The sequence below is a fragment of the Mesorhizobium ciceri biovar biserrulae WSM1271 genome, from assembly GCF_000185905.1.
Classification (GTDB): domain Bacteria; phylum Pseudomonadota; class Alphaproteobacteria; order Rhizobiales; family Rhizobiaceae; genus Mesorhizobium; species Mesorhizobium ciceri.
Genome location: NC_014923.1, coordinates 2,955,632 through 2,972,584, shown reverse-complemented (window position 1 = coordinate 2,972,584; position 16,953 = coordinate 2,955,632). Strand labels below are relative to the sequence as shown.

Annotated in this window: 15 protein-coding genes; 7 read left to right on the top strand and 8 right to left on the bottom strand. The window is 64.9% G+C overall.

What is annotated here, in order from left to right:
- Positions 1–53: 53 nt before the first annotated feature.
- Positions 54–671: a BA14K family protein gene (locus tag MESCI_RS14330; RefSeq protein ID WP_013530663.1), complete on the bottom strand. Its 618-nt coding sequence runs from the start codon at positions 669–671 to the stop codon at positions 54–56.
- Positions 672–920: 249 nt separating this feature from the next.
- On the opposite strand from MESCI_RS14330, the gene MESCI_RS14325 reads away from it, so the two are divergent.
- The 3 genes from MESCI_RS14325 to MESCI_RS14315 are packed head-to-tail and all read left to right on the top strand — an operon-like array spanning position 921 to position 6,168.
- Positions 921–5,045 carry a Pls/PosA family non-ribosomal peptide synthetase gene (locus tag MESCI_RS14325; protein ID WP_013530662.1) on the top strand — a complete coding sequence of 1,375 codons (4,125 nt, stop codon included), beginning with the start codon at positions 921–923 and terminating at the stop codon, positions 5,043–5,045.
- Between the two features lie 14 nt (positions 5,046–5,059).
- Complete coding sequence (locus MESCI_RS14320) at positions 5,060–5,527, top strand: GNAT family N-acetyltransferase (protein ID WP_245268620.1); 468 nt, start codon at positions 5,060–5,062, stop codon at positions 5,525–5,527.
- On the top strand, positions 5,524–6,168 hold the full coding sequence (locus MESCI_RS14315) for a 4'-phosphopantetheinyl transferase family protein (protein WP_013530660.1): 645 nt from the start codon (positions 5,524–5,526) through the stop codon (positions 6,166–6,168). The genes MESCI_RS14320 and MESCI_RS14315 overlap by 4 nt, the downstream gene beginning before the upstream one ends.
- A gap of 9 nt (positions 6,169–6,177) precedes the next feature.
- Here MESCI_RS14315 and MESCI_RS14310 read toward each other — a convergent pair whose 3' ends face one another.
- Positions 6,178–7,290, bottom strand: coding sequence for a KamA family radical SAM protein (locus MESCI_RS14310; RefSeq protein ID WP_013530659.1), 1,113 nt, complete (start codon positions 7,288–7,290; stop codon positions 6,178–6,180).
- A 159-nt stretch (positions 7,291–7,449) separates the two neighbouring features.
- Between MESCI_RS14310 and MESCI_RS14305 the strand changes: the two genes are divergently transcribed.
- Positions 7,450–8,385: a hypothetical protein gene (locus MESCI_RS14305; protein ID WP_013530658.1), complete on the top strand. Its 936-nt coding sequence runs from the start codon at positions 7,450–7,452 to the stop codon at positions 8,383–8,385.
- Positions 8,386–8,413: 28 nt separating this feature from the next.
- Here the strand turns inward: MESCI_RS14305 and MESCI_RS14300 are convergent, their stop codons facing one another.
- From MESCI_RS14300 to MESCI_RS14290, 3 genes are all read right to left on the bottom strand, one after another.
- Entirely contained in the window at positions 8,414–9,970 is a 1,557-nt protein-coding gene (locus tag MESCI_RS14300) for a serine hydrolase (RefSeq protein ID WP_013530657.1), read from the bottom strand.
- 141 nt (positions 9,971–10,111) lie between these two features.
- Complete coding sequence (locus MESCI_RS14295) at positions 10,112–11,002, bottom strand: NmrA family NAD(P)-binding protein (RefSeq protein WP_013530656.1); 891 nt, start codon at positions 11,000–11,002, stop codon at positions 10,112–10,114.
- Entirely contained in the window at positions 10,999–11,181 is a 183-nt protein-coding gene (locus MESCI_RS14290) for a YjiS-like domain-containing protein (RefSeq protein WP_013530655.1), read from the bottom strand. The genes MESCI_RS14295 and MESCI_RS14290 overlap by 4 nt, the downstream gene beginning before the upstream one ends.
- A gap of 217 nt (positions 11,182–11,398) precedes the next feature.
- On the opposite strand from MESCI_RS14290, the gene MESCI_RS14285 reads away from it, so the two are divergent.
- Positions 11,399–12,310, top strand: coding sequence for a transcriptional regulator GcvA (locus MESCI_RS14285; RefSeq protein ID WP_013530654.1), 912 nt, complete (start codon positions 11,399–11,401; stop codon positions 12,308–12,310).
- A gap of 52 nt (positions 12,311–12,362) precedes the next feature.
- Here the strand turns inward: MESCI_RS14285 and MESCI_RS14280 are convergent, their stop codons facing one another.
- Both MESCI_RS14280 and MESCI_RS14275 read right to left on the bottom strand, forming a co-directional pair.
- On the bottom strand, positions 12,363–12,575 hold the full coding sequence (locus tag MESCI_RS14280) for a tautomerase family protein (protein ID WP_013530653.1): 213 nt from the start codon (positions 12,573–12,575) through the stop codon (positions 12,363–12,365).
- A gap of 69 nt (positions 12,576–12,644) precedes the next feature.
- Complete coding sequence (locus tag MESCI_RS14275; RefSeq protein WP_013530652.1) at positions 12,645–13,382, bottom strand: SDR family oxidoreductase; 738 nt, start codon at positions 13,380–13,382, stop codon at positions 12,645–12,647.
- A gap of 100 nt (positions 13,383–13,482) precedes the next feature.
- Here MESCI_RS14275 and MESCI_RS14270 point away from each other — a divergent pair, with 100 nt between their 5' ends.
- Positions 13,483–14,376: a LysR family transcriptional regulator gene (locus tag MESCI_RS14270; protein ID WP_013530651.1), complete on the top strand. Its 894-nt coding sequence runs from the start codon at positions 13,483–13,485 to the stop codon at positions 14,374–14,376.
- Positions 14,377–14,400: 24 nt separating this feature from the next.
- Here MESCI_RS14270 and MESCI_RS14265 read toward each other — a convergent pair whose 3' ends face one another.
- Positions 14,401–15,627, bottom strand: coding sequence for a flavin-dependent oxidoreductase (locus MESCI_RS14265; RefSeq protein WP_013530650.1), 1,227 nt, complete (start codon positions 15,625–15,627; stop codon positions 14,401–14,403).
- Between the two features lie 252 nt (positions 15,628–15,879).
- On the opposite strand from MESCI_RS14265, the gene MESCI_RS14260 reads away from it, so the two are divergent.
- Positions 15,880–16,905 (top strand): GlxA family transcriptional regulator, encoded by a 1,026-nt coding sequence (locus MESCI_RS14260; protein WP_013530649.1) that lies wholly within the window; start codon positions 15,880–15,882, stop codon positions 16,903–16,905.
- Positions 16,906–16,953 lie beyond the last annotated feature (48 nt).

Sequence of the window (16,953 nt, the reverse complement as noted above, 5' to 3'; positions counted from 1 at the left end):
ACGCTCCGGAAAATCCGCGCGATCGGATCGCCATGCCGGGCGGCGCGCGGGCTCTACTGGCATTGCCGTCTCGGGCCGCCGGAATAGGGCTGGTAGGAGTTGTCTTCCGGGCGGTAGGAGCGGTAGCGGCTGAAGCAGGAATCGACATGGCCGGCCGAAAGTGCGGCGCCGCCTTCGTCGGCAACGTACACGCCCAGGCCGGCGCCGTTTTCGTCGCCATCACCGGCAGCCGGCTGAGCGGCCTGACCGGCCTGACCGGCGGCTTGGAAATAGGGCGAGACGCAGCGACGCAGCTGCCCGCTGTAGGAGAGATAGCTGTTGTCGTCCGGATGGTAGGAGCGATAGCGGCTGGCGCACCAGGCGAGATGCGGAGGCGGCAGGTCGGCTGCCTTGGGCGCGATGGCGCCGGTGACCGTCGGGTCGGGCGGTGTTTCCTGCGGTTTGGCGGGGATGTCGGGCGGCGCGGGCTGGGCAGCCGGCAGGCGTTCCAGACCCTGCCCCGCTTTGTTCACCGGCCGCGCCTTCCTGGTCCACAGCTCTGCCACGCTGACGGTGGCCGTTGCCTGGCGCGGCGGCTTTGCGGCAAGCAGCCAGGCAGCAAAACCCAGTCCGCTGCCGAAGACCGCAAGGGTCAACACGAAGCCGCAGACCAGTCCCAAAACCGCTTTCACGACACGCTCCTTCAGTCCCTGCTCATAGAATGCGGGGCCTCAAGGCTGGTTCCAGAAAAACGCTGGCGCGCGCGCCGGCGTTGCCGCCGGGCGCAACCGCCAAGGGAGGCTCAAAACCCCGCCCAGACACAGTTCAGAAACAATATTCAACAGTTCGGAAAAACTGCCGAAAAGATCGGATGGCATAAGCATCCCACAACAACCGGAAAAATGGCCGTGCCGGGCGACGCCCGGCCTGGACGGGAAAGTATGGAAATGGATCACGGTGTCGATATCGCCGAACTGGACGCGGACCGATCGGGGCTGGAGAGCGGTCCGGCAAGTGTCGATGCGCTGGTAAGAACGGTCCCCGCGACAGCCAGGCGCGGGCAAATCCTGACGGGCGCGGACTTTGCCCGGCAAGGCCTGCCCGGCGAACGGCTCGACACCGTCTTCGAACAGCTCGCCGAAATCTTTGCAGCGTTGCCGGCGGTGATCTCCGACGGGCGTGTCTGGACCTATCGGGAACTGGACAGCCGTGCCAACCAGTTCGCCCGCCTGCTGGTCAAGCGCGGCGTGAAGCCGGGCGACCGCGTCGGGCTAATCCTCGACCGCTCGGCGGAGACCTATGTCGCGCTGCTCGCCGTGATGAAGGCGGGCGCTGCCTTCGTGCCGCTGGCGACCGCGTTCCCCGAGGAGCGGATGGCGCTCATCATCGAGGACGCCGGCGTCAGCCTGATCGTCACCATCGCCGCCTATGCGTCGCGCGCCGGTCAGCTGCCGGTCCCGCATCTGCTGATCGACAGCGCGGCTGCCGAAATCTCCAAACAGTCCGACGCGCCGCTGAAGCCGCATGCGAAGGCCGCTTTATCGGACGACACCTGCTACATCCTCTACACCTCGGGCACCACAGGCAAGCCCAAGGGCGTGGTCATCAAGCACCAGAGTTTCGTCAACTTCATCCGCGTTGCCGCCGCCTCCTACGGCTACCGGCCGGGCGACCGCGTCTACCAGGGCATGACGATCGCCTTCGACTTTTCCTCCGAAGAGATCTGGGTGCCGTTCGTCGCCGGCGCGACGGTGGTGCCGGCACCGGGCCAGATGCCGCTGGTGGGCGAGGAACTCGCCGATTTCCTGCGCCTCCACGACATCACCTGCATCGCCTGCAGCCCGACGCTGCTGTCGTCGATGACATCGGATGTGCCCAGCCTGCGCACGCTGCTGGTCGGCGGCGAGGCCTGCCCGCACAATCTGGTGGTGCGCTGGTCGAAGCCGGGGCGGCAGATCCTCAACACCTATGGCCCGACCGAGGCGACCGTCACCGCCACCATGGGCGCGCTGACACCGGACAGTCCCGTCACCATCGGCGCGCCGCTGCCGACCTATTCGATCGTCATTCTCGACGCATCGCTGCCGCAACTCGCCGAGCCCGGCGAACTGGGCGAGATCGGCATTGCCGGCATCGGGCTCGCGGTCGGCTATCTCAACAGGCCCGACCTGACCGAACAGAAATTCATCGCCGATTTCGTCGGCCTGCCGAACAACCCGTCGAAGCGCATCTACCGCACCGGCGACCTTGGCCGCATCAACGACCAAAGCGAGATCGAGTATGCCGGCCGCATCGACACCCAGGTGAAGATCCGCGGCTACCGCATCGAGCTCGGCGAGATCGAGGCGGTGCTGCTCGACCAGCCCGAAATCGCCCAGGCCGCCGTCACCACCTGGGAGATCGAGCCCGGCCGCGTCGAACTCGTCGCCTATTTCGCAGCGAAGGCCGGCCACCCGGCGATCTCGCGCGCGGACCTCGCCAGGACGATGAAGCGGCGGCTGCCGGATTACATGGTGCCCTCCTATCTCGAGGAACTACCTGTTATCCCGATGACGGTTTCCAACAAGGTGGATTTGCGCCAGCTGCCGAAGCCGACAAGCGTGCGGCTTTCGGGCGATCGCGCCATGGTCGCGCCCGGCAATGACGACGAGCGTTTCCTGGCCGACGCGCTGGCCGCGGTGCTGAAATTCGACGAAGTGTCCGTCGAGGACAATTTCTTCGACGATCTCGGCGCCAACTCGCTGCTGATGGCGCATTTCTGCGCGCGTCTGCGCACCAGGAAGGAATGGGCGACGGCGTCGATGCGCGACATCTATCTCCACCCGACCGTGGCGCGGCTGGCACTTCACCTGGGCGTGGCGGACGAGATGGCGACTGCCACCAACGAGCCCGTCCTCACCCGCCGGGCCTCGAACTTCGCCTACTGGACCTGCGGCGCCGCACAGCTGCTGTTCTACGCGCTATACAGCTATGGCGCTTTGTGGGCGATCAATGGCGGCCTCAACTGGATGTATGACGCGCTCGACGATCCGCTGCAGCTCTACATCAGGTGCGTGGCGCTTTCGGCCGCCGTGTTCTTCGGCATGTCGGGCTTTGCCGTCCTCGCCAAATGGGTGCTCGTCGGCCGCTGGAAGGCGGAAGCGTTTCCCATCTGGGGCGTGCGCTACTTCCGCTTCTGGGTGGTCAAGACATTGATCCGCACGGCCCCCGTCGTGCTGTTCCGCGGCAGCCCGCTCTACAGCATCTACCTGCAGCTTCTCGGCACCAGGCTCGGCAAGAACGCCGTCATCGAATCGAAATCCGTGCCCGTCTGCACGGATCTCATCTCGATCGGCGCCAACACCATCCTGCGCAAGGAATCGATGATTCTCGGCTTCCGGGCGCAGTCCGGCTATATCCACACCGGGCCGCTGACCATCGGCTGCGATGCCTTTGTCGGCGTCGGCTCGACGCTCGACATCGACACCCGGATCGGCGACGGCGCCCAGCTCGGCCATTCGTCCTCGCTGCATCGCGGCCAAAGCATCCCCGACGGCGAACGCTGGCATGGCTCGCCGGCCGTGCCGACCACGGCCGACTATTGCAAGGTGCGCAACGTCGATCCGTCCAACATCCGGCGCTTCCTGTTCGAAGCGGTTCAGCTGATCGGGCTGTTTGCCATCGTCACCCCCTTGCCGCTGCTATTCCATAGCTATTGGGAAAATGTCGGCGACGACTACCAGGAAACCATCGGCGTCGTCGCGATCGGCACCACGGTCACGCTGTTCGGCTACATGGCCGCATCCTTCCTGGCGGCAACGCTGGTGCCGCGCCTGGTCAGCCTGCTGTTGAAGCCCGGCCGCACCTACACGCTGTACGGCTTCCGCTACTGGCTGCAGACCGTCGCTGAATTCTCCAGCAACTCGCGCGTGCTCGGCCTGCTGGCCGGCGACAGCTCGGCGATCGTGCACTACATGCGAGCGATCGGCTGGAACCTCAACAAGGTGGTACAGACCGGCTCCAATTTCGGCTCCAACCAGCAGCACGAAAACCCGCTTCTGTGCGAGATCGGCACCGAGACCATGGTGTCGGACGGGCTGTTCATGATCAACATGCACAAATCCGCCGCCGCCTTCAGGCTCGAGCCGACAAGGATCGGCGAGCGCAACTATCTCGGCAACAATATCTACTATCCGCCGGACGGGCGCACCGGCGACAACGTCCTGCTCGGCACCAAGGTGATGATCCCCATCGACGGGCCGCTGCGCGAGAATGTCGGGCTTCTGGGTTCGCCTGCCTTTGAAATCCCGCGCATGGTGAACCGCGACAAGGAGCTCATCGCCGGCATCGACGAGGACGACCGGCGCCGGCGCATCCCGTTGAAGAACCGCCACAATCTGGTGACGATCCTGCTGTTCGTGGCAACGCAATGGGTCATGCTGTTCGCCACGCTGGCGATCTGGGATCGGGCGCTGAACTACTACACCGAATGGGCTGAAGTCGCGCTTTTCGTCGCCGTGCTCCTGACCTCGGCGATCACCATTCCGTTCTACATCTTCGTGGAACGGGCAAGTCTTGGTTTCGGCAGGCTGAAGCCGCAGATGACGACGATCTACGATGTGGCGTTCTGGCGCCATGAACGCCACTGGAAGCTGGCGGATTCGCCGATCGTGCGGCTGTTCGCCGGCACGCCGTTCCGGCCGATGATCCTGCGCATGCTGGGCGTCAAGATCGGCAGCCGTGTCTATGACGGCGGCAGCAACCTCACCGAACGCTCGCTGGTGGAGATCGGCGACGACGCCACCCTCAACGAGGGCTGCGTCATCCAGGCCCATTCGCTGGAGGAAGGCGCCTTCAAGTCCGACTTCATCCGCATCGGCAAGGGCTGCACGCTCGGCCCCTCCGCCTTTGTCCATTACGGCGTCGTGATGGGCGAAGGCTCGGTGGTCGATGTCGACTCCTTCGTCATGAAGGGCGAAGAGCTGGAGCCCAACTCCATATGGCGGGGCAATCCGGCCAAGCTGCATCGCTTCGTCGAGCCGATCACCGACAATGGCTCCAAGGCATCGGCCACGGCATCGGCTTGAAGAAGGGCATCGGCTTGAACACCGGAGACATCCGTCTCGTTGCCGTGACCAGGGCCAACCGCGCCTTGGTCGCGGCCCTGGAATTGGCTCCCGAGCAGATGGATTTCGTCGCCAGCAATGCGGAGTCGCTGGAAGAAGCCGAAACCGACGAAGACGCGCGGCCGCGCGTCGTCATGGCCGGGACCCGTGTCGTCGGTTTCCTCATGTACGAGGCGCCCGAGGATGATGACGAGGCGCGCATCTACCGCTTCATGATCGACCGCGCCTCTCAAGGCAAAGGTTACGGCAAGGCCGCGCTGCGTGAGGTGCTGGGCGAAATCCGGGGGCTCGGCCACATCAGCCACGTCTCGATCTGCTACGAACCGGAGAACGATGCGGCGCGCAACCTCTATCGCAGCGCCGGTTTCGTCGAAGAAGGGCTCGACGAGGACGGAGAAATGATCGCCGATCTCGCTTTGCCGGCACGGACGCACGAGCCGTGACGCGGCTGCCCGAGGAAATCGCCTTGGCTGAAGCGATGGCCGCCATCGCACCCAAGTGTGTCCGGGTCGGATGCCGGCTTATACGCGATGGCGACGACGCCCATCTGCTGCCCGGGGAAGCGAACTCCATCGCCGCGCGTCAACCGGCCATGCGGCGCGCCAGCGGCGCGGCCCGGTGGATCGCGCACGGACTGCTGGCGGATATCGGCGTCAACGATTTCGCCATCCTGCGCACGCCAACGGGCGCGCCGGTCTGGCCCGACGGGATAACCGGTTCGCTCGCCCACGACGACGACATGGCCGTGGCGGCGGTTGCCCCGATTGGCGATATCGCCTCGCTCGGCATCGACGTCGAGCCCGCGCAGCCTCTCCCGGATGACATTTTGGCGCTCGTGACAACATTTGCGGACCGCACGGACGCAGCCGACCGGCATCTTGCCGGCCGCATCCTCTTTGCCGCCAAGGAAGCCGTCTACAAGGCCGTGTATCCGCTCGATCGCGAGGTGCTGGGCTATGAGGACATCACCGTCGACCTGAACGCAGGCCGCGCGACGACGAAGACAGGCCGCAAGGCCAGGCTCGCCTACTGCGTTGTCCCGCGCGTGGTGGTGCTGGCGTTTATCGAGAAAGACAGGGGTTAGCGCGCAGCCCTATTCGCCAACGATCTCGGTATACGCCCTCACCTCGCCATCGAGCCCGCGCAGCCGCCAGTTCTCGCCGTCCCGTCCCTCGACATGGCAAGGCCCGATCGGCACCTTGCCGCCGCCTTCCGGCAGGTCGAGCACATAGACGGGGTTGCAGATGCCCGACAGCCGCGCGCGCAGCGCTTCAGCCAGCGCCTGCCCCTGCGCAATCGTCGTGCGCCGGTGCGCCATGCCGCGCGCGAGGTCGCCATGGTGCAGGTAATAGGGTTTGACGCCGAGGCGATACATCAGCTCGCGGCAGAGCTCCTCCAGCGCCTCGACGCTGTCGTTGACGCCTTTGAGCAGAACGCTCTGGTTGAGCAGCACGAAGCCGGCTTGCCGCAGCGTGCGGCAGGCGGTTTCCGTGGCCTGAGTGATTTCCCGCGCGTGGTTGAAATGGGTGACGATGGTGACCATCAGCCGGCCCTGCAGGGCCGCAACCAGCCCCGGCGTGATGCGCGACGGCAGCGCCACCGGAACGCGCGTGTGGATGCGCAGCAGCCGCACATGCGCGATCGCTTCGATGCGCGCGCGGATTTCGGCCAGCGCCTTCTCGGGCAGCGACAGCGGATCGCCGCCGGTCAGGATCACCTCGCGGATTTCGGGGTGATCCGCGATATAGGCCAGCGCCGGCTCCAGCGCCTCGCGCGTATAACCCCTGCCGATCGAGGTCAGCGATTCCTTGCGGAAGCAGAACCGGCAATAGACCGCGCATTGGTAGGTCGGGAACAACAGCACCCGGTCGGCATGGCGATGCGTCAAGCGCGGCACCGGGCTGAAGTCATGGTCGGCGATCGGATCGTCGAGTTCGCCTTCCGCTTCCTCAAGTTCTTGCGGAGACGGGATGACCTGCGCCCGGATCGGATCAGCCGGGTCGTTCCAGTCGATCAGGTCGAGATAGGCTTTGGGCGCGCGCACCTTGTGGTTCGCCGCCGCGGCCTGGGCGGCTGCGCGCTCGGCTGACGACAGCGGGAGGCGGTCAAGGTCGCGGACGTGGCGCACCCCGGCGCGGACGTCCGCCTGCCAGGCGGTGTCAGGATCGGCGGAGCGTGCATCGTGGAGGTTCGTGTCTGAAGTCATCAGGGTTCTCGGGGCAGTTTCTGGCGGAGCTATCGGCCGGATGGCCAGGCGGGTCAACCTTCTGGGGTGGTCGCCGCCATCAAATCCACCGCCTGCAAATCCGTAGGTATTTAGCCAAAATGGCACTATTCTGCGCAGTCTGGGCTTCAGGGAAAACGAATGGACTTCAGCACAGGCCATGGTTACCTGCTCATCGGCGGCCTCATCCTCGTCGGTACTGGGCTGCTCATCCTGTCGCTGATCGTCAATCTGCGCGTCGCCCACAGTGTGCGCGACGACGTGCGTCATCGCGAAAAGCTGCTGGAATACTACCGTAACATCTTCTCGCAGTTGGGCGTGATCCTGATCGGCATCGGCGTGTCGCTGTTCATCTTCTTTTTCCAGCAGAATTACCAGGACCAGCGCAGACGCGAAACGGATCTCCAGCAGGTTCTGGCCAAGCTGGCGGCGCGCATCGCTCGCGGCGCTCCCCTCGTCGAGTCACTTGGCGAATTCGACGCGCTGCTGGATGACGGCGGGGCCTACGTTAGTCCCGAACTTGGTGGAACCAACGCCGCCATCGGCGCGCAGGGAGCGGAGCTTGGCAAGCAGATCCGCGAAATCCTGCTGGTTGAGCGCGACGTCGACATCCGGGACTTCGACATCCTCAACCTGTCGCGCGATTTCGAGTCGTCGTTCGTCGTCAACCAGCTCGATCCGACGCTATGGTTCGACATCGTGCGCGACGAGAGCGAGATCAAATATGCCATCACCCAACTCACCCTCGACTACAAGGACCTGCAGGATGCGATCGGCGGCGAGCCGATCGAGGTTGCGATCGCCAATCCTGAAACCGAGCGCAAGATCAAGCACGAGGTGCTCGACATCTTCTACGATGCCGACCTCTTGCGCCAGCGCAGCAGGCGATTTCTCGGCCGTGCGTGCTGGCTTCTCAGCCACGGACGCAGCTTTGTCAGTCTTGCACCGGTCGACGCGATCGAAGCCGACGCGAGGTCACATCAGGAATGGATCGACAGATCGAAGCCCTCGCTGGCACAGACGAAATCGGGCAACGGCGATTGCTTCAAACTGCTCCGATACGGCCCGGCATCCTGACTCCCGGCGGGACCGGTCGATTTGGAAGTCAGTCCCCCACACGTTGCAGCGTGCCGAGATGATTGTCGTCGAGAAAACCTACAGTCATGGCCGACGCCTTGCCGTCAGCGCCGACCACGAAACTTACACCCGAGGGGCTGTCCGGCGTCTCCGCGTCGGGGAAGGTCAGGAAAAGATCACCGTCGAAATGCCTCAATGAATAGGACCGGCCGGCGGCCGGGCCTACCTTGAGTACAAGGTCGTCTCCCGCTTTCGACACAATCGCGTCGCCGATGAAGTCGTTGGCGTACCGGCCAGCATAGACACTGCCCGGCCCGGCTCGCCGTGACGGAGACGGCGGCGCGGCATAGGCGGCCTTGGCCGCCGCGACCGCCGGACCGAACAGGCCCGCATAGATATCATTCCACGCCTTGACCCAGTCCTTCTCGACCTTACCGTCGAAGACGAGATCGGCGAAGCTGTCGGACAATCCCTCCGGCAGGCCAGTCGGAAAGGCGTTGGTGACGATGACTATGCCCAACTTTTCCTTTGGGAAGACTGTCACCAGGGTACGCGCGCCGACGCTGAAAGCGCCGGCGTGGCCCCAGCTCAGGCCGTGTCGGCCGAATTCGACATTCCAGCCGAGGCCGTAGAACGATGCGCCGCCGGAGACGGGGTTGTTGCCGCGCGCTATCAGCGGAACATGCGTCTGGCTTAGCGCATCGGCGGCAATCAGTGTCTTGCCGGCATAAACGCCGTTGTGGAGGATGAGGCGCACCCATTGCGAGAGGTCACGTGCCGTAGAGCTGACGCCGCCGGCGGGCGCCTGCGCATCCGGATCGCGCTCTATCCTCGCTGCCCAGGCGCCATCGACCTTGACGTGAAGCGCGGCGCGGTTGGTTCGCTTGACGAAGTCCGAATGGCGGGAACTCGTGGAGGCCATGCCCAGCGGACGGTAGAGCTTCTCCTCGGCGACCTGCTCCCAGGGCTTTCCCGTCGGTGTCGCGGCTGCCACGGCACCCTCTGTCAATCCGAAATTGCTGTAAGAATACCCGGCCCGAAAGCTCGACGATGGCGGCACGAACCGCAGGCGATGCAGGATCTCGACGCGGTCGTAGCCAATGTCCTCGAGGTCGTCTCCGGCGGTGCCTGGAAGCCCGCTGCGATGCGAAAACAGGTCACGGACGGTGAGCTGGCTTGCCGGATAAGGATCGGCCAACCTGAAGGCCGGATCGAGATCGGCGATCTTCGAATCCCAGGACACGATCCTGTCGCTAACCAACGCCGCTACGACGGTGGCGGAAACCGGCTTGGAAAGGGAGGCGATCTGGAACACCGTGTCGGCGTCGACGGTCTCAGGCTTGCCGACCTCGCGATGCCCAAAACCCTTGAGGAAGATCACCTCGTCATCGCGCACGACGCCGATGGCGAGCCCGGGTACGGCACCGTCCGCGACGGCGGCTTCGGCAAGCGCTTCGAGCTTCGACAGGGCAGCAGTGATGCGCTCGGGCGTGAGGCTATCGGCCGGCGCCGCGTGCGGCCAAAGCGCCATTGCGGCGATGAAGACCCAAACCCTCCACTGACAGAGATTCCGATTCAGCCGCATGCACAAGCCTCCTCCCAGGAATTCACATGACCATGATACAGGCCCGCACGGGTGAGGCCAGCCCTTCTCGGGCGGCTCACGCCGCGAGCCGGATTCATCGGCCGCGCCGACTACGTCAGCTTCAGCGCCGCGCTCCTGCTCCTATCGCCCAGCGGCGTCCGCCATCGCAACAAAGGCGCTCTCGATGGTCTCGAAAGCCAGCTCCGGATACAGCACTCCGGCTTCCGGCGTGGCCGTCTCGAGCGCGGTCTCGCCGCGTATCCAGAATGCCCGCAGCAGTCCGAGCCAGGGGGCTGACGCGATCATCGCCTCAAGCTCCGCCGCACTCTGAGGCACGATGCGCGGCGAGCGGCCGCTCACCCCGCGCCACAGATCGATCATTTCGTTCTGGGTGATCTTGTTTCGGGCGATGCGGATCTCGCTGCGGATGGCATTGGGGTCGTTCAGCGCGCGCAAGGTCACGGCGGCGATGTCCTTCTCGCTGACGAACGTCGCCGGCACATTGCCGTCGCCATAAAGTGTCACCTCTTCGGGCGGCAAGGGCGACGAGCCGAAGCGCATCAGATCGCCCAGCGTCGCCACCCATGTCGAAAAGAAGCCATTGGTGTAGATCACCGTATAGGGCAGATCGGCTTGCCTGATCGCGTCGAACACGCCTCGCTTGAGATCGAGTGGCGGGATCGAGCCCGGTGCGGCGGCGGCGAAGTCGAGGCCGAAGCCGGCGGAAGGCACATAGCGGGAAACGCCGGCATCGCTCAGCGCCCGCACCAGCGTCATCTCGCTGGCCGAATGCACATGCACCGAGCTGATGACGCGGTCCACCGCACTGGCGGCGCGGACAAGGCTGTCATAGTCGTCGAGATCGCCGACGTGGATTTTGGCGCCGAGCTCCTTCAGCGAATGCAGCCGCTCTTCATCGCCGGCTGTTGCCGGACGAACCAGAACGTGCAGGCGATCGCCATTGCGGGCGCTGGCCTTCGCCATCTCGCTGCCCAGCAGCCCCGTCGCGCCGATGATCAGGGTGCTGGTCATATCGACCTCCCATTGCGCAGGATGGAGCCGTCCCAGTCGCGCTCGAATCCGATGTCGTGCAAGCGATGGTTCGAGAAGCGTGAAACTTGGCGCAGCATGCGGCGGCGCTCGACGACTGCAGAGGCTCTGAGTGCAAGACCGCTCGTCGCGGCGCTGATGGATTCGAGAATCGGTTTCATGGTTCGTCTCCTGTGGTTCAGTAGGCGCAAGCGTGCCGACGCCGTCCGCAAGGGGACAAGCATGACGATTGCTCACACTGTTTCTGGTCGTTCAGCGCAGCGGCGAGATGGGAAAGCCGATCAAGATCCGCTGCTACCCCTATAGATTGGACATTTTCGGGCTGGACGACAAACGACTCTTTGTGCATGATTTGTGAGCAACACTCACAGGTGGACCATGCCGCGCAGACTGCCGCCCCTCACTGCCTTGCCCGCCTTCGAGGCCGCCGCCAGGCATCTGAGTTTCTCCAAGGCGGCGGGTGAGCTCAACGTCACCCATGGCGCGGTCAGCCGCGCCATCCGCAATATCGAGGACAGGCTGGGCATCCAGCTTTTCGATCGGGGAACGAGGTCCGTGCGCCTGACGTCGGTCGGCGCCGCCTACGCATCGGAAGTCCGGACGGCGCTGGACCAGATCGCCGCCGCCACCATCGCCGCCACGCCCGACCGCACGGCAGGCATCCTGAATGTCAGCACATCGGACGGTTTTGCCGGCCGCTGGCTGGTGCCGAGGCTGCATCGCTTCCACCGCGCCAACGCCGACATCGACGTGCGGCTGTCGACCTCGGGCGTGCTTTCCGATTTCGTCAGCGACGGCATCGACATCGCCATCCGCTACGGCAAGGGCGGCTATACCGGCGTGACGGCGGAGTTTCTCGCTGATGAAGAGGTCTTCCCGGTCTGCAGCCCGGAACTGCTGCAAGGCGAACATCCGCTGCGCCAGCCCGGGGATCTCCGGCATCACAAGCTGATCCACGACGCCTTTCGCATCGACTGGGCAACATGGCTGCAACAGGCCGGCGTGGACGGCATCGATCCCAAGCGCGGCGTGCGCTTCGATTCCGCCACCTTCGCCGTCGAAGCCGCGGTGCATGGCGAAGGCGTGTTGCTCGGCCGAAGCGCGCTGGTCTCGGCCGACCTCGCTGCGGGGCGGCTGGTTCGTCCCTTCGATCTCGCGCTGAAATCCGCCTCGCGCTACTACGTCGTCTACCGTGACGGCGCGCTGCGCCAGAAAAAGATCAAGGCGTTCCGCGACTGGCTGTTTGCCGAAGTGGCCGCCGACTGGGTCGGTGCGACGAAGGATGGCTGATGCGGCAAGGGTTCAATTTGTGAAAGGCGCCTCTTCGAGGTCTAGCCCTGCACTACTCCTTCGCGCGAAAAACTTCCGGCACGACGAACACTTCGTCGGCCCGGCCATAGCCTCCGTCGGCGACCTCCTCGACCAGCACCATCGTGTAGGGGCGCACGCCCTCACCGAAAAAGTCCACGAACATCGCGGTCGTCCGATGGATGAGGTCTTCCTTCTGCGCTTTGGAGAGGGCCGCTTGCGGTAGCTTGATGTTGGCGAATGGCATGATGTTTCCTTAGCTTTTCGAGTGTGGAAGTCAGGCAGTCAGGAGAGCCAAGCCGGCCTGGTTGCCGCCTCAGACCACGCCGCCATTGGCGCGGATGATTTGCCCGTTGACCCAGAAGCTGTCCGGACCGGCCAGGAACGAGACCAGCCCGGCAATGTCGTCGGGCTGGCCGAGCCGGCCGAGCGGGATCATCTTGCCGATGGCCTCGATCTGCGCCTCGCTCTTGCCGTCCGTGAACAGCGCGGTCTCGATCGGTCCGGGCGCCACCGCGTTGACGGTGACACGGCGCGCGCCAAGCTCCTTGGCCAGGATGTGGGTCATCGCCTCGACACCCGCCTTTGTGGCGGCGTAAACGCCGTAGCCCGACTGGTAGAGACCGACGACGCTGCTGGAAAAATTGACCATGCGGCCGCCGTCGCGAAGCCGGCGCGCACCTTCCCGCATGCCGCGAAACACGCCGCCGAGATTGATCGCGATCTGGGTGTCGAACGAAGCATCGTCGGTCTGCGCGATCGGCGAAATCTTCATGATGCCGGCATTGTTGACGAGGATGTCGATGCCGCCGAACGCCTTCTCGCCGGCGTCGAACAGCACGGCGATGCCGTTCGGATTGGCGATATCGGCCTGCACGGCGATCGCCCTGCCGCCGCCGGTCTCGATCGCGCGGACCAGTTCTTCGGCCTCCGCGCGGCCCCGTGCATAGTTGACGACGACGGCGACGCCGTCACGGGCGAGCCGCTGTGCGATGGCGGCGCCGATGCCTTTGGAGGCGCCGGTCACGATGGCGGTTCTGGTTTGATTTGTCATCGAAGTCTCTCCGTGTTGGTGACACGGATATAGGCCAAGCCGAATTCCGGATAATCATCCACCCATTGACATCACTATTCGGAAACTGCGAACAAAGAGCATGGATCGGCTGGACACGATGCGGCTCTTTGTTCGCGTTCTGGAGCGGCGCAGCTTCACCGCTGCCGCGGCCGATCTCGGCCTGCCGCGCTCAACCGCGACGGAAGCCATCCGGCGGCTGGAGGAGCATCTCGGCGCACGGCTGCTGGAACGAACGACGCGGCAGGTGAACGCCACCCAGGATGGTGAAGCCTACTATCGGCGCTGCCTGTCGATCCTGGCCGAGATCGAGGATGCCGAGGCCGCCTTCCGCAACGCCGAGCCTTTCGGCCTGCTGCGCATCGACGCCAGCACGCTGCTCACCCGCACATTCCTGTTGCCGCGCCTGCCGGAGTTTCTCGACCGCTATCCCCGCATCGACCTGCAGATCGGCCAGAGCGACCGGCTGGTCGATCTCGTGCGTGAAGGCGTGGACTGCGTGATCCGCGTCGGCGAGCCGCCCGACAGCGGCATGATCATGCGGCGGCTCGCGATGATCCACGAGATCACCTGCGCCAGCCCTGCCTATCTCGAGCGCCACGGCACGCCCGCCTCCCCCGATGCGCTCGACGGTCACCAGGCGGTGGGCTTTGTCTCGTCGCGCACCGGAGAGACCCTTCCGTTCGAATTCACTGTCGCCGGCAATATCCGTGAGGTGCGGCTGCCCGGCCGCGTCGCCGCCAACAATTCCGATACCGCCGCCGACCTGGCGCGGCTTGGCCTCGGCCTCATCCAGGCGCCGCGCTATCGCTTCGAGAAAGATCTGGCCGAAGGGACGCTGGTCGAAGTGCTGGCCGACTATCCGCCATCGCCGACGCCGCTGTCGGCGCTCTACCCGCAGAACCGTCAGCTCTCGCCGCGCCTTCGCGTCTTCCTCGACTGGGCCTCGCGCATCTTCGCCGAGGCAAACCTGTAGGCTGCAAAAACGCGCCACTCGCGATCAACTCGGTTTTGCAAACCCGGCCACGGACGCATAGCCGCGTACCACGCTTTTGCGTTCTTCGCGCGAAGCGACGGCGTCGATGTCATCAAAACCATGCGGCGCCCGGGCCTCGACCATGTCTATGACCGCTTCCGGTCCGCCTTGCCGATTGGCGAGCACGATGGCCGATGTGGCCGGCCGCCGCTCCCCGTCATACCGTGTTAGCGCGGCTTCGACGGTCGGTCCTGCGGCCAGATGCATCGCAAGGCAACCAGCGTCGAGTATTGCCTGGCTGGCTCCGTTCGACCCCACCGGGTACATGGGATGCGCCGCATCGCCGAGCAGCGTCACCCGCCCGAACGACCATCGTGGCAGCGGGTTGCGGTCGCAGTTCGGATATTCGTAGAAGCCATCCGTTGCCTGGATGATCGAGGCAGGGTCGACAAAATCAAGCTGAAACCGGTCACGCACGAAGGGCAGCACATCGTCGATCACGCCCGGGCGGCTCCAGTCGCCGGGACGCAGCGGTGATGTGCCGCTATCGCCGGTATTGGCCATCACCGCCCAGTTCGTCAGCCTGGTCTCTTCGCGATCCGGCTCGATCGGATAGTAGACGAACTTGGCGAAATTGCCGCCGGCAACCGCCATGGTGCGCCCGTCGCGCCACACCGGCCACGGCGTGGCGCCGCGCCACAGCATCGTGCCGTTCCAGATCGGCGGCCCTTCTTCGGGATAGAGCACGGCCCTGACGGCGGAATGAATCCCGTCGGCGCCTATGAGCAGGTCGCCATGGGCCTCGCCGCGCGAGCCGTCATGCCGGCGGAAATGCGCCACGACCTCGCCCTCGTTCTGCTCGAAGGCATCGACACGGCTTGCCGTGCTGATGACGTCGCCGCCAAGCCTGTTCACCACGGCCCGGTGAATCAGCCCCAGCAGCCTGCCGCGATGAATGCTGATTTGCGGAACCTCATAGCCGGCATCGATGCCCCGCAATTCCTGCCATACGATCTGGCCGAAGCGGTTGGTGTAGACAAGCTCGCGTGTCCTCACGCCCTCCGCGTCGAGCGCCGGCATCAGCCCAAGCCCGGCCAGCGCCTTGACAGCGTGAGGCAGCATGTTGATGCCGACGCCAAGTTCGCGGATGTCGTCGGCCCGCTCGAAAAGTTCGACCTCGATGCCTGTCTCATGCAGGAACAGAGCAGTGGTGAGGCCGCCGATACCGGCCCCGGCGATCAATGCTTTCATCAGTCACTCCCTTGCCGTGAAAAGTCCCCCCGAGCCGGTCAGATGCCCGTCGACTTCGCGACGTCACGGCGATGCGCGTGGCCGGGGATATTCGAGTTGCATGGCGACGAAGTCTGCCGTGCGGGCACCATGGCGGGCAGCGATGGCACGCAGCGTTTCGTCCAGGACTTTTGCCGGTCTCCAGATGGCTTGACGACGAGGCTACCGGCGTTAGGTTTCGTCCGAAATGACATAAATCGGGCGAATACTGCCATGCGCAGGCACGTTGCCGTCGTCGTTCACCCCGGTTTCCAGCTTCTGGATGCGGCCGGGCCGACAACCGTCTTCGAGATTGCGGAGCGCTGCCGCCCGGACAGCTATGAGTTGGTTTTGCTGTCGCCCGGCGGCGGCGACGTTGAAAGCTCCTCTGGCCTGAAGCTTCTCACCAGACCTCTGCGCGACGGCCCTTTCGACACCGTCATCGTATCGGGCGGCGAAATCATCCGTTCCATCGAGGCGATGGAAGAGATCGTCGCCTGGTTGAGGCGGGTGCCGGCGCGGCGCACCACCAGCGTCTGCACCGGCGCGTACCTGCTGGCACGGGCGGGATTGCTCGACGGCCGCCGCGCCACCACGCACTGGGCCAGCAGTCACGACTTCCACCGCCGCTACCCGAAGGTCAGGCTGGATGCCGAGCGTATTTTCATCAGGGATGGCGACATCTGGACGTCGGCCGGCATCTCGGCCGGAATAGACCTGGCGCTTGCCCTCGTCGAAGATGACCTTGGCGCTGAAGTGGCGCGCCGCACCGCACAGCAGATCGTCATGCACCAGCGCCGGCCGGGCGGCCAGTCGCAATTCTCGGCCTTCGTCGAACTGGGCGGGCGAACCGGCCGCTTCGCCGCGCTGATCGAGTGGGTGCGGGCAAACCTGGCCGAACCGCTGACCGTCGAATGCCTGGCCGATCACGCGGCCATGAGCCCCCGCAACTTCGCCCGCGCTTTCACGTCCGAGACCGGCGTCACGCCGGCAAAGGCGGTAGAGCGCATGCGCCTCGAGACGGCCCGCACGGCGATCGAGACCAGCCATCTCCCGCTTGAGCGCATCGCCGAAGCCGCCGGTTTTGGCGATCCCGGACGCATGCGGCGCGCCTTCCTGCGTACCCTTGGCCAGCCGCCGCAGGCGTTTCGGGCGGCCGCCGAACACAGGGAGCTTCAGCCGGGGCGGCCAAGCAGCGGCTCTGCCGGCTTAAGGGCCGTTCCGGTCCAAAAGCGGACAAAACCGAATGAGCGCACTTGATCCAGACCGAAGTTTCACGAAAATCATTCCTAAGCCGGTTGCTGCCAT

Coding starts and splice junctions, on each gene's coding strand:
- MESCI_RS14290 (WP_013530655.1), bottom strand. CDS start 11,181: ATGAAACCGATTCTCGAATCCATCAGCGCCGCGACGAGCGGTCTTGCA.
- MESCI_RS14310 (WP_013530659.1), bottom strand. CDS start 7,290: ATGACTTCAGACACGAACCTCCACGATGCACGCTCCGCCGATCCTGAC.
- MESCI_RS14295 (WP_013530656.1), bottom strand. CDS start 11,002: ATGACCAGCACCCTGATCATCGGCGCGACGGGGCTGCTGGGCAGCGAG.
- MESCI_RS14275 (WP_013530652.1), bottom strand. CDS start 13,382: ATGACAAATCAAACCAGAACCGCCATCGTGACCGGCGCCTCCAAAGGC.
- MESCI_RS14325 (WP_013530662.1), top strand. CDS start 921: ATGGAAATGGATCACGGTGTCGATATCGCCGAACTGGACGCGGACCGA.
- MESCI_RS14260 (WP_013530649.1), top strand. CDS start 15,880: ATGCGCAGGCACGTTGCCGTCGTCGTTCACCCCGGTTTCCAGCTTCTG.
- MESCI_RS14285 (WP_013530654.1), top strand. CDS start 11,399: ATGCCGCGCAGACTGCCGCCCCTCACTGCCTTGCCCGCCTTCGAGGCC.
- MESCI_RS14280 (WP_013530653.1), bottom strand. CDS start 12,575: ATGCCATTCGCCAACATCAAGCTACCGCAAGCGGCCCTCTCCAAAGCG.
- MESCI_RS14300 (WP_013530657.1), bottom strand. CDS start 9,970: ATGCGGCTGAATCGGAATCTCTGTCAGTGGAGGGTTTGGGTCTTCATC.
- MESCI_RS14265 (WP_013530650.1), bottom strand. CDS start 15,627: ATGAAAGCATTGATCGCCGGGGCCGGTATCGGCGGCCTCACCACTGCT.
- MESCI_RS14305 (WP_013530658.1), top strand. CDS start 7,450: ATGGACTTCAGCACAGGCCATGGTTACCTGCTCATCGGCGGCCTCATC.
- MESCI_RS14270 (WP_013530651.1), top strand. CDS start 13,483: ATGGATCGGCTGGACACGATGCGGCTCTTTGTTCGCGTTCTGGAGCGG.